The 11,966-nt window shown below is 70.5% G+C and carries 8 protein-coding genes; 4 read left to right on the top strand and 4 right to left on the bottom strand.

The features are described from left to right. Positions 1–161 precede the first annotated feature (161 nt). From QE385_RS03535 to QE385_RS03520, 4 genes are read left to right on the top strand one after another with little or no spacing between them, the layout of a single operon-like run. Positions 162–653, top strand: coding sequence for a spore coat U domain-containing protein (locus QE385_RS03535; protein ID WP_307099139.1), 492 nt, complete (start codon positions 162–164; stop codon positions 651–653). Between the two features lie 22 nt (positions 654–675). Beyond that, entirely contained in the window at positions 676–1,392 is a 717-nt protein-coding gene (locus QE385_RS03530) for a molecular chaperone (RefSeq protein WP_307099137.1), read from the top strand. Continuing rightward, positions 1,370–3,769: a fimbria/pilus outer membrane usher protein gene (locus tag QE385_RS03525; RefSeq protein WP_307099134.1), complete on the top strand. Its 2,400-nt coding sequence runs from the start codon at positions 1,370–1,372 to the stop codon at positions 3,767–3,769. The genes QE385_RS03530 and QE385_RS03525 overlap by 23 nt, the downstream gene beginning before the upstream one ends. Then, the gene (locus QE385_RS03520) at positions 3,766–4,716 is read left to right on the top strand and encodes a spore coat U domain-containing protein (RefSeq protein ID WP_307099132.1); all 951 of its coding nucleotides are present in this window, start codon (positions 3,766–3,768) and stop codon (positions 4,714–4,716) included. The genes QE385_RS03525 and QE385_RS03520 overlap by 4 nt, the downstream gene beginning before the upstream one ends. On the opposite strand, the gene QE385_RS03515 is transcribed toward QE385_RS03520, so the two are convergent. The 4 genes from QE385_RS03515 to QE385_RS03500 form a co-directional block, all read right to left on the bottom strand. Beyond that, a complete protein-coding gene (locus QE385_RS03515) occupies positions 4,713–6,155 on the bottom strand; it encodes an efflux transporter outer membrane subunit (RefSeq protein WP_307099130.1) in 1,443 nt (480 codons plus the stop codon). The two genes, QE385_RS03520 and QE385_RS03515, sit on opposite strands and share 4 nt — an antisense overlap. Then, a complete protein-coding gene (locus QE385_RS03510) occupies positions 6,148–7,323 on the bottom strand; it encodes an efflux RND transporter periplasmic adaptor subunit (RefSeq protein ID WP_307099127.1) in 1,176 nt (391 codons plus the stop codon). The genes QE385_RS03515 and QE385_RS03510 overlap by 8 nt, the downstream gene beginning before the upstream one ends. Next, positions 7,316–10,537, bottom strand: coding sequence for an efflux RND transporter permease subunit (locus QE385_RS03505; RefSeq protein WP_307099125.1), 3,222 nt, complete (start codon positions 10,535–10,537; stop codon positions 7,316–7,318). Before QE385_RS03505 ends, QE385_RS03510 begins: the two co-directional genes overlap by 8 nt. Before the next feature lie 128 nt (positions 10,538–10,665). Further along, entirely contained in the window at positions 10,666–11,952 is a 1,287-nt protein-coding gene (locus QE385_RS03500; protein ID WP_307099123.1) for a HAMP domain-containing sensor histidine kinase, read from the bottom strand. Between the last annotated feature and the right edge of the window lie 14 nt (positions 11,953–11,966).

The raw sequence follows: 11,966 nt of genomic DNA, 5'->3' as shown, positions 1-11,966 counted from the left end.
CGCCTAGCCGCGCGCCGATCTTGTGCCACGCTCCCGGTCGCAATTGGCCCGCACGCTCCGGGCTTTAACCCATGATCGGGAATTTGCTTCCGATTTCGAAGCTATAGCAGCCGATGCGGGCGATCGCGCTTTGACGAGGCGTGATCTGGAGGCACCGCATCGTGAAACGCTATCTCGCCATCGGTATCGCAGCGCTTGGCTGCGTCGTGATCCCCGCGACCTCGGCCGCGCAGCAAAGCACGCAGTTCCAGGTGACGATGACGATCCAGGCCGAGTGCCGGCTGACCTCGGCAAGCGACCTGGCATTCGGCGCGACCGGCGTGATCCAGACCGCGATCACCTCGACCAGCACGATCGGGGTCCAGTGCACCAACACGACGCCCTATAATATCGGCCTGAACGCGGGCGCGGGGGCGGGCGCGACGGTGACGGCGCGGCGGATGACCTCGGGCGCGGGCGCGACGGTGGTCTATGAGCTGTTCCGCGACCCTGCACGCTCGCAGATCTGGGGCAACACGGCGGGCACCGATACGCTGGCCGGGATCGGCAATGGCGCGGTGCAGACGCTGACCGTCTATGGCCGGGTCCCCCCGCAGACCACCCCGGCGGCCGGAAGCTATACCGACACCGTGCAGGTGACCGTCACCTATTGAGCTGCCGGCAGGAGGAACGCCCATGAGACGCGCCATAGCGGCGGCCGCCATGCTGCTGACGGTTCCGGCGATCGGCCGGGCATCGGACATCCGGGTCGCGCCGGTCGCCATCGATCCTTTGCCCGGCGCGCGGACCACCGCGCTGACGCTCAGCAATGCCGAGCAGCGGCCGGTACGGGTCCAGGTCCGCGTGATGCGATGGACCTCGCGCAACGGCGCGGACGTGCTGACGCCGACCAGCGACGTCGTCGCCAGTCCGCCCTTTTCGACGTTGGCGCCGCAGCAGCAATATCTGATCCGCGTCGTGCGCACCGCCAAGGCGCCGCCGGTGGGCGAGGAGGCCTACCGCGTCCTGATCGACGAGGTGCCCGATCCGGGCCGGGCGCAGCCGGGCACCGTCGACCTAGTCGTCCGCCAGTCGATCCCGGCTTTCTTCTCGGACATTCCCCGCCGGATGCCCGATGTCAGCTGGCGGATCGACCGTTCGGGGGGCGCCACGGCGCTGGTCGGGCGGAATACGGGCAATCGGCGGTTGCGCCTGGCCGACCTGCAACTGATCGCGGGAAGCCAGCAGGTCCTCGCGCGGGCGGGGCTGGTCGGCTATGTCCTGGCGGGGTCCGAGCTTCGCATCCCGCTGAACCCCGGCACCAGCGTTCCGAACGGCGCCGATGTGCGGATGCGCGCGGTTTCCGATGGCGGCCCGATCGAGGTCTCCCTTGCGTCCCAGCCGCGCCGGTGAGCTGGGCTGGACGATCCTGGCCGCGCTGTCCTGCGCCCATCCGGCACGGGCACAGGATGACGGCAGCCTGCGGGTAGGTGTCGACGTGGACCCCCGCCGCCAGGAACAGGCGTTGCAGCTGGAGGTCTATCTGAACGACCGTCCCACCGGCTATGTCGCGTCGTTCACCCAGCGCCCGGATGGCGGCTTCAGCGCCCCGGCGACCGAGTTGCGCACCGTGGGCGTCGCGCTGCCCGTCGAGGTCGATCGGGGCGACGTGCCGCTCGAGCGTATCGCCGGTCTGCGGTATCGCTATGAGGAGATGCGGCAGATCATGTGGCTGGTCGCGGGGCCGACCGCGGAGCGGCCGACGCTGATCGATGGCGGGCGAAACGGTCGCGGCGGGGCGGTTCCGGATCGTCCGCCGCCGGGCGTGGTGCTCGACTATACGCTGTTCGCCAGCGGCGACCGAAGCGCGGTCGGTCCCCGCTTCACGGGCGCATCGGGGGCGTTCGGGACGCGGATATTCGGCACGTTCGGCCTGATCGAGAACAGCGCCGTCGCGCTGCTGTCCAGCGGGCCGCGCGTCACGCGACTGTCGACCACCTACAGCTATGAGGATCCGTCGCGTCTGGTGACGCTGCGCGCGGGCGACACGATCAATGGCGGGCATGGCTGGACCCGGCCGATCCGGATGGGCGGCCTTCAGATCCAGCGGACGTTCGGCATGCGGCCCGACCTGGTCACCATGCCGATCCCGCGCCTGGCGGGGAGCGCGGCCGCCCCCTCGACCCTCAACCTGTTCATCGACCGGGTGCGCACGCTGTCGGCGCGCGTGCCCGCAGGGCCCTATGCCGTGATGCACCCGCCGGTCGTGCAGGGCGCGGGCGTCGCGACCGTGGTCGTCCGCGACGCGCTGGGCCGCGAGACGGTGTCGACCGCGCCCTTCTATGCCTCGCCGCAATTGCTGGCGGAGGGGCTGACGGACTTCAGCGCCGAGATCGGCTTTGCGCGGCGCAGCTATGCGATCGTGTCGAACGACTATGACCGGCGGCTGATCGCCTCGGCATCGGCGCGGCGCGGCATCTCCAGCCGGTGGACGCTCCAGGCGCATCTCGAGGCTGGCGCGGGCCTCCTCCAGATCGGCGCGGGGAGCGTCGTGACGCTGCGCGACCGGGCGCTGCTGTCGGTCGCGGGCGCGATCAGCCAGGCCGGTGGGCGGACCGGCGGGCTTGTCGATATCGGCCTGGAGGCGCGCCGTCCCGGCTTCTCGGTCCTTCTGCGCTCGATGCGGACGATCGGCGGCTATGCCGACCTGGCGTCGCGCACGGCATCCTTCGGTCCGGTCCTGACGGGCGATCGCCGCATCTTCGGCGCGCCGCGCGAGATCGACCAATTCTCGCTGTCGCTTCCCATCCAGGCAACCTCGGCGTCGATCGGCATCAGCCTCGTCAATTCCAAATCGGCGGCGGGGGATCGCTATCGGCTGGCCAGCCTGTCCTCGACCGCCAATGTCGGGCGCTTGTCGTTGTTCGCCAATGCCGTGGCCGATCTGGGCGGCGATCGCAGCTTCGGCCTGTTCGTCGGCGCCAGCCTGCCGTTCGGACGACGCGCCTCGATCACCACCGGTGCGACGGTTTCGCAGGGGCGCGTATCGGGTTATGCCGAAATGTCGCGCCAAGGCGCGCACGAGCCGGGCTCCTGGGGATGGTCGGTGCGCGTCGCCGATGGCCGCGAACGGGCGGGACATGCGATCCTGCGCCACACGACCGGCTTTGCGCAGTTCGAGGCGACGGGCCTCTATGCCGGGGGCGGGGTATCGGGAACCCTGCAGGCGGAGGGGGCCGTGGCGCTGATCGGCGGCGACCTTTATGCGGCCCGGCGGCTCGACCAGTCCTTCGCGGTGGCCGATGCGGGGGCGAGCGGGGTGCGCGTGTACCGCGAGAACCGGCTGGTCGGGACGACCGGCGCGTCGGGCAAGCTGCTGGTCCCCGATATCGCGCCGTTCGAGCCCAGCGCCATCTCGATCGACCCCTCGTCATTGCCCGTCGATGCGCGGATCGCCTCGACCCATGCCGAGGCGGTGGCCTTTTCCCGCGTGCCCGCCCGAGTCGCCTTCGGGGTGGCGCGCGAGACCGATACCGCGCTGGTCGAGTTCGTCGATGGGGAAGGGCGGCTGCTGCCGCTGGGATCGCGCATCGCGCGGGAGGGCGCGCCCGACGAGGCGATCGGCTATGACGGGGTCGCCTTTCTCGGTGCGCTCGACGCTCGGAACGAGGTGGTCGTCACCGACCCCGATGGCGGGCGTTGCCGTGCGCGCTTCGCCTTTGCGGCGCGACCGGGCGAACAGGTCCGAGTCCGCGCCGTCTGCCTGCCGATCGGGAGTGCTACCCCATGAAGCCCCTGATCCTGGCGCTGCTCGCCGCCCTGGCGCTCCTTGTCATGCCCGGCACCGCGCAGGCGCAGACCTGTTCGGCGACGGTTTCGACGATCGATTTCGGCAGCCCGGTGCTCTTGGGCAGCGGCCCGGTCGATGTGACGGGGACGGTGTCGGTGACGTGCACCGGCATCCCGCTGCTCAGCGTGGTCAAGGTCTGTCCCGGCATCGGCGCGGGCAGCGGCGGCACCGATGGGTCGGCCCGGTTGATGACCGGCACGGCGGGCACGCTGCGCTATCAGCTGTATCAGGATGCGGCGCGATCGGTCGCATGGGGGTCGCTCGACAATCCGACCTTGGGCAGCGTGCCCGCGATCATCGTGTCGGTCGCGCTCAACGGGGCGGGGTCGGCGACGCGCACCCTCTACGCGCGGCTGTTCGGCGGCCAGACGACGGTGGTGCCGGGCAGCTATCGCTCCAGCTTCATCGGCAACGCCACGCAGTTCAGCTATGGGGTCGAACTGATCGGCGCGAGCAGCAACTGCACCGGCTTTGCGGGCTCCGCCTCGATCCGCCCGACATTCGATGTCAGCGCATCGCCGTCCAGGGGCTGCACCGTGGCGGCGACGCCGCTGTCCTTCCCGACGACCGGCGTGCTGTCCCGGCCGGTGACGGCGCAAAGCGCGCTGACCCTGACCTGCACCAACCAGACCGCCTATGCGGTGCGGCTCGATACGGGGCGCAATGCCGATACGTCGGGTGTCCGGCGCATGCGGGGCGCTTCGGGGAGCTTCATCGCCTATGGGCTGTTCCGCGACGCGGCGCTGTCGTCGAGCTGGGATGGCGCTCTCCAGGCCACGGGCACCGGGCTGGCGCAGTCGCAGGCGATCCATGGCCGCGTGCCGCCCCAGCCGACCCCGGCGCCCGGCCTCTATTCGGACACCGTCGTCGTCACGGTCACCTATTAGCCCGGTCGGACCGAAGCCGGGGTGATCCCGCCGCCCAGGGCGCGTGCCAGTGCGACGCTGGCCGCCAGCCGCTGCGTCTGCAGGGACAAGGCGCTCTGCTGGTCGCGGAGCAGGCTCTCCTGTGCGGTCGCGACGTCGAGATAGGTGGCTGCCCCCTTGATGTACCGGTCCAGCGCAATCTGCTCGGTGCTGGCGGCGGCGGCCACCGCCTGGGCCTGCGCGGTCTGGGCGTCGTCCAGGTGGCGGAGCGTGGCGAGCGCATCCTCGACATCCTGGAACGCGCCCAGCGCATGGCTGCGATAGTCGGCCATGGCCGACTTCCAAGCGGCGCGCGCGGCGGCGAGATCGGCGCGACGCTGCCCGCCGTCGAAGATGTTCAGGATCGCGCCGGGGCCGATCGCCCAGAACAGGTTCGGGGCGGCGACCAGACCGGCCAGCGCGGTGCTTTGGAAGCCGCCCGTGCCGCCCAGCGTGATCCGGGGGAAGAAGGCCGCCCGCGCGACACCGATCCGGGCATTGGCCGCCGCCATGCGCCGTTCCGCCGCCGCGACGTCCGGCCGGTTGGCGAGCAGCGTGGAGGGCAGGCCGACAGGTATCGCGGGCTGGGCGAGCGGTGCGTCGCGGCGCGGGATGGCGAAGGTGGAGGCAGGCTGTCCGACCAGGCTGGCGATCGCATGTTCGGTGACCGCGCGCGACGCCTCCAGCGCGGCATATTGGGCGCGCGCCTCGCCGAGCAGCGCGCCCGCGCGGCCGACATCCATCCCCGTGGCGATGCCGCCGCGAAAGCGGTTGCGGGTCAGCGCGTCCGCTTTGGCGAAAGCGTCGATGGTCTTGGCCAGCAGCGCAAGTTGCTGGTCCTGTCCCCGCAACTGCACGAAATCGGTCGCCAGCTGCCCTTGCAGCGCGAGCTTGACCGCCGCCAGATCGTCCCGGCTCGCCTCCGCCAGCGCGCGGCCGGACGCCACCGAATTGCGAACGCGGCCCCACAGGTCCGCCTCATAGGACAGGTCGCCGCCCAGCGTCGCGGCGGTGTAGAAGTCGGGCTGCGATCCGCCCCGCAACGGGCGTTCGTCCGATTGCCGGTTGCGGAGCAGGCCGGGGGTCAGCTCGACATGCGGAAACAGCCCCGACCGCGCCCCCGCCAGCGTCGCGCGGGCGAGATCATAGCGGGCCAGCGCACCCGCCAGCGTCGGATTGTCGCGCTCGATCCGCCCCTCCAGCTCATCGAGCAGCGCATCGCCAAAGCCCGTCCACCATGCCGCCGCCGGAGCGGGTGCGATCGCATCGACCGGCTTCCACAGGCCATCCCCCGTCGTCGGCATTTCCTTGTACGCCGCGGGCGCAGCCATGACCGGCGGGCGATAGGCGGGGGCCATCGAACATCCGCCGAGGAGCGCCAGCATCGCTCCCGACAGCCAGCGGGCGCGGGGTTTAGCCATGATGGTCGTCCCCCACGCGCACCAGCTCGCCCTGCGCCAGCGAGTCCGGAGGATTGTCGACGATCCGCTCGCCGGGGGTCACGCCCGACAGGATCTGGACGGTCGGGCCATTGTCCTGTCCGATATGGATCCGGTGCATCGCGATGCGGCCATGCGGATCGACCGTGGCGACCTGCGCCCCGCCCGCGCCGAACAGGATCGCGCTGGAGGGCACCATTGCGGTTCCGGCCTGTCCGGGCAGGTCGAACCGCGCCTGGGCATAGCCGCCGGGCTTCAGCAGGTCGTCGGGATTGTCGGCCAGCAACTGGACGCGAAAGGCGCCGGACTGCGGATCGATCGCGCTCGACAGCCCCGCGACCGTCGCGGGGAAGCGGCGCCCCGGAAAGGCGGGGACGCTCAGCGTCGCGGTCATGCCCGGCCGGATCGTCGCGGACAGCGATTGCGGGACGTTGACATAGACGCGGATGCGGTGGGTGTCGGCTACCCCGAACATGGGAGCCTGCGCCGCCGCGCCGGGGCCGACCAGATCGCCGACCTCGGCATTGCGCGCGGTCACCACCCCGGCAAAGGGCGCGCGCACCACGGCATAGCGTTTCATCGCCTCCAGCCGCGACAGCGCGGCGCGGGCCTCGGCGACCCCGGCGGTCTTGACCGCCAGATCGCCATTCTTCTCGTCGACCTCCTGCCGGGAAACCGAGGCGCTGGTCAGCAGGTCGGCCCAGCGAGCCGCCGTGCTGCGCGCCAGCTTCTCATGCGCCAGGGCGCTGGCGAGCGCGGCGCGGGCCTGCCCGATCTGCTCGTCCAGTTCGGGCGTGTCGATCTCGCCCAGCGCCTGCCCTCGCGCGACATGCGCGCCGATATCCTGCGACCAGCGGCGCACATAGCCGCTGACACGCGGAAAGAGCCGCGCGGCCTCCCAGGCCTGGAGCGTCGCGGGCAGGTCGAGCGCGTCGCTCGCCGCGCCGCCCTTGACGGTGACGAGGTGGACGGTCGGAATGGCATTGGCCGTCGACCAGCTGGCCGCGGACGCGACGTCATGGCTGCGCGACAGGGTTCCCACCCCCACGATGCCGATCGCCAGCACGGCGGCGGCAAGGCCTGCGGTCTTCAGGCCCTTGGGCGTGGGGGTGTCGGCCGACACAGCGGGGGCCGGGGCGGCTTCATGCATGGATGGCTTCTCCGATGGGCATGGCAGGGGAAGGGGGGGCGGCCGTCCGGCGGCGGTGCGCGATGGCGAAGACGACGGGGACGAAGACGAGCGTGGCGAGCGTCGCGCAGAGCAGGCCGCCGATGACCGCGCGGCCGAGCGGCGCATTCTGCTCGCCGCCTTCGCCCAGCCCCAGCGCCATCGGGGCCATGCCGATCATCATCGACAGCGCGGTCATCAGGACCGGGCGGAACCGGGTGGCGCCCGCCTCCATCGCCGCCTGGACGGCATCGCCGCACGCCGCCAGCCTTTCGCGCGCGAAGCTGACGACCAGCACGCTGTTGGCGGTCGCCACGCCCATGCACATGATGGCCCCGGTCAGCGCAGGCACGCTGAGCGGCGTATGGGTCGCGAACAGCATCCACACGATCCCGGCCAGCGCGGCGGGCAGGGCGGAGACGATCACCAGCGGATCGGTCCAGCTCTGGAAGTTCACGACGATCAGCAGGTAGATCAGCACGACCGCCCCGGCGAGGCCCAGGATCAGGCCGGTGAAGGCGGTGTTCATCGTCTCCACCTGTCCGCGCAGCGCCACCGTCGCGCCCTTGGGCAACTGGCCCCTGGTCTGCGCCAGCACCTGGCGGATGTCGGCGGCGACCGCGCCCAGATCGCGACCCTGCGGCGTGGCATAGACGTCGAACACCGGCTGCACCGCATAATGCGAGACGAGGGCGGGGCTCGGCTCGCGGTGGAGCGTGCCCAGCGCGCGCAGCGTCTGGAAGCTGCCCGGAGTGCTGCCGGTGATCGGCAGATTGTCGATCTGTTCGACCGTGTCGGCGCGATATTGCGGTGCCTGGACCACGATCGGATAGGACACGCCGTTCTTGGGGTTCAGCCAGAAGGTCGGCGCGACCTGCGCGCTGCCCGCCAGGTTGACCGACAGGCTGCGCGTCACGTCGTTCTCGGTAATGCCCAGGCGGCTCGCCTCGGCACGGTCCACATCGACCGCATATTCGGGATAGTTGGACGCCTGTTGCAGCCGGACATCGGCCAGCCCCGGAATCCGCGACAGTCTCGCGACCAGCATCCGCGCATAGGCCTCGCCCCCCTTGGTGTCGGGGCCCGCGACCTGGACGTCGATCGGCGCGGGCGAGCCGAAGTTCAGGATCTGGCTGACGATATCGGCGGGCAGGAAGGAGAAGGACGAACCCGGAAAGTCGTGCGGAAGCTGTTCGCGCAGGGCCTTCACGAACCCGGCCGTCGGGCCATGGCTTTCCTTCAGCGTGATCAGGATGTCGCCGTCCTGCGGACCGACGCCGCCGGTGTTGGAATAGGCGCGATTGATGCCGCTGACCGGCAGGCCGATATTGTCGACGATGGTATCGATCTGGTCGGCGGGCACGACCTGGCGGATGCGGTTCTCGATATGGTCGAACAGCGCCGCCGTCTCCTCGATCCGGGTGCCGACGGGCGCGCGGACGTGAAGGCTGATCTGCCCCGCATCGACCGCGGGAAAGAAGTTGCGGCCCAGCATCGGCACAAGCGCGAAGGACATCAGGACGACCGCCATGAAGGCGATGACGAACGGCCGCCGCCGGGCCAGCGCGAAGGCGAGCAGGCCGGTATAATAGCCGCGCACCCCCTCGAACCGGCGCTCGAAGCCATGCTGGAACCGGCGAAGCGGGTTGCGGCTCTCGGGGCGTCCGGCCTGGGCGTCATGCGTCACCATCACCTCGGCGGTGTGCGGCCCCGCATGGTCGCGCAGCAGGTAATTGCCCATGGTCGGGACCAGCGTGCGCGACAGGATGAACGAGGCGATCATCGCGAACACTACCGCCATCGCCATCGGCGCGAACAGGAAGCCCGCGACGCCCGGCAGGAAGAACATCGGCACGAAGGCGATGCAGATGCACAGCAGCGAGACGAAGGCGGGGCCGACGATCTGCCGCGCGCCGTCCAGGATCGCGTCGCGCACCGGCTTGCCCTGTTCGAGATGCCAGTTGATATTCTCGATGGTGACGGTGGCATCGTCGACCAGGATGCCGACCGCCAGCGCCAGCCCGCCCAGCGTCATGATGTTGAGCGTCTGCCCGGCCAGCGCCAGCCCGGCGATGGCGGCCAGGATGGCGAGCGGGATCGAGGCGGCGATGATGACCGTCGACCGCCACGAACCGAGGAACAGCAGGATCATCAGGCTGGTCAGCGCGGCGGCGATCACGCCTTCGCGCATCACCCCCGACACCGCCGCCTTCACGAACACCGACTGGTCGGACAGCAGCTTGACGTCCAGTCCGGCGGGCAGGGTCGCTTCGAGTTGCGGCATCAGCGCTTTGGCGCGATCGACGATGGCGATGGTCGAGGCGGACCCGCTCTTCAGCACGGTCATCAGCACCGACCGCGCGCCGTCGACCCGGACCTCGTTGCGCTGCGGCGGCGATCCGTCGCGGACATGCGCCACGTCGCGCATCAGGACGGTGGTCCCGTCGATCGTCCGGATCGGCAGGGCGTTGAGGTCCTCGATCGCGTCGGGGCTGTTGTTCAGCCGCAGATTATATTCGTAGCGGCCGATCCGGGCGGTCCCGGCGGGAATGATCTGGTTCTGCTGCGCCAGGGCATTGGCGACGTCGGTCGCCGACAGCCGGTGCGCCTGAAGCGCGGCGGGATCGAGGTCGATCTGGATCTGCCGCTCCTTGCCGCCATAGGGCGACGGGATCGCCGCGCCCTGGACCGATGCCAGCGCCGGACGGATCATGTTCTGGCCCAGGTCGTAGATCTTCTCTTCGGACAGGCCCTTGCCGGACAGCGCCAGTTGCAGGATCGGCACGGTCGAGGCGTTGTAGTTCAGGATCAGCGGCGGGGTGATGCCCGGCGGCATCTGCTTCAGCACGGTCTGCGAGACGGCCGTCACCTGCGCGGTGGCGGTGCGGATGTCGACGCCGGGGCGGAAGAAGATCTTCACGATCCCGACGCCCGACAGCGACTGGCTCTCGATATGGTCGATATCGCCGACCGTCGCGGACAGCGAACGCTCATAGTAATAGATGACGCGCCCCGACATGTCGCGGGGCGGCAGGCCGCGATAGGTCCATACCGCCGCGATCACCGGGATGCGGATGTCGGGGAAGATGTCGGTCGGCGTCTCCACCGCCGCGATCCCGCCGCCCAGCACGATCAGGATCGCGAGGACGACGAAGCTATAGGGCTTGGCAAGGGCGAGCTTGACGAGTTGAAGCATGGGCATCCCGGTGTCGGACACGAACAGGGTGTCGGCGACGGCGCGGGGGAAGAGGGTGGGGACCGCGGCCGCGTCGCCGACGGGAGCCTCTTCGCGCCGATCGGGCGCGCACGCGACTTAAATGAATTTCACACCGACCGGGGCAACGCGATCCGGACGCACAGGCCGGGCCGGGCGTCGGACAGGTGCAGGCGAAAGCCGTGAAGGTTCAGGATCGCGACGACGACGCTGAGGCCCAGGCCGCTGCCCGGCACGTCCCGCGCCGCCATACCCCGGTGGAAACGCCGCAGGACTGCATCGCGCTCCTCGGGCGGAATGCCGGGGCCGTCGTCTCGGACTTCGATGGCCGGGCCGTGATCGTCCTCGCTCAGCGCGATGCCGACCCGCCCGCCGGGGCGCGCGAACTTGATCGCATTGTCGAGAAGGTTGCTGAGCGCCTCGAACAGCAACCGGTCGTCGCCCTCGACCCATAGCGGCCGGGTCGCCACCGACAGGGCGATGTCGCGGTCCTCGGCCAGCGGCTCGTACAGCTCGGCGACCTGCGCGACCAGCAGGGCCAGGTCGATCCTGTGGAAGCCCGCGCGTCGACGCCCCGCCTCCAGCTCGGAGATGCGCAACAGCGCGGCGAACCGTTCGAGGACCAGGTCCAGGTCGGCGGTCGCCCGACCGATGCCCGCCGCCACCTCCGCCGGGTCATGCGGCCGGTGGGAGAGCGCGTTCAGCGTGGCGCGGACGCGGGTGAGCGGGGTGCGCAGGTCATGGGCGATCGCATCGGTCACGCCCTTCACCTGCGCGACGACGCGGCCGACCTCCTCGACGGTCGCATTCACCGTATTGGCGAACTGATCGAGTTCGTCATGCCGCCCCGCGATTGGCATCCGAACGGAAAAGTCGCCCGCCGCGATCTCCCGGCTGGCGCGTTGCAGCGCCCGGACGCGGCGGAGCGGGGCCCGGCTGAACCCGACCGCCGCCGCCCCGACGCAGAGCAGGATCAGCAGGCCGCTGACGATCAGCGTCTCCAATATGGTATGGCGCAGGACGCGCAGCAGGCTGATGTCGCGACCGACCAGCAACGTCTCGCCGTCGCGCGTCCGGAACGCGACCAGGCGGAACGGCCCGCGCGATCCGCTCTCCACGTCGACGGGACGGCCGGGGACCAGCGGCCGCAGGAGACGGACATTGCCCAGCACCGGCGTACCGTCGCCCGCGATCAGCGCCAGATAGTTGAAGCCGGTCCGGTTCCGCCTCAGCTCGTACCGGACCCGGTCGGGCAGTTGGTCGGCGGGCACCCGCGCCAGTCGCTCGGCGACGGCGTGCAGGATGCGGTCGCTGCGCGCGGTCAGGTCGCGGGCGGCGGCGAAATAGACGACGCCCAGCATCGCGATCAGCCCGATGACGAACACCGCCCCCAGCATCGCCGACAGGCGGA

This window comes from Sphingomonas sp. SORGH_AS_0950 (genome assembly GCF_030818415.1).
In the GTDB taxonomy this organism is placed as follows: domain Bacteria; phylum Pseudomonadota; class Alphaproteobacteria; order Sphingomonadales; family Sphingomonadaceae; genus Sphingomonas.
Note: the sequence above shows the minus strand (reverse complement) of the source record. Positions and strands in the feature narration are given on the sequence as shown.

Bases quoted from the DNA above. Each gene is read 5' to 3' on its own strand.
- QE385_RS03520 (WP_307099132.1), top strand. From the start codon at position 3,766: ATGAAGCCCCTGATCCTGGCGCTGCTCGCCGCCCTGGCGCTCCTTGTC.
- QE385_RS03515 (WP_307099130.1), bottom strand. From the start codon at position 6,155: ATGGCTAAACCCCGCGCCCGCTGGCTGTCGGGAGCGATGCTGGCGCTC.
- QE385_RS03530 (WP_307099137.1), top strand. From the start codon at position 676: ATGAGACGCGCCATAGCGGCGGCCGCCATGCTGCTGACGGTTCCGGCG.
- QE385_RS03500 (WP_307099123.1), bottom strand. From the start codon at position 11,952: ATGCTGGGGGCGGTGTTCGTCATCGGGCTGATCGCGATGCTGGGCGTC.
- QE385_RS03510 (WP_307099127.1), bottom strand. From the start codon at position 7,323: ATGCATGAAGCCGCCCCGGCCCCCGCTGTGTCGGCCGACACCCCCACG.
- QE385_RS03505 (WP_307099125.1), bottom strand. From the start codon at position 10,537: ATGCTTCAACTCGTCAAGCTCGCCCTTGCCAAGCCCTATAGCTTCGTC.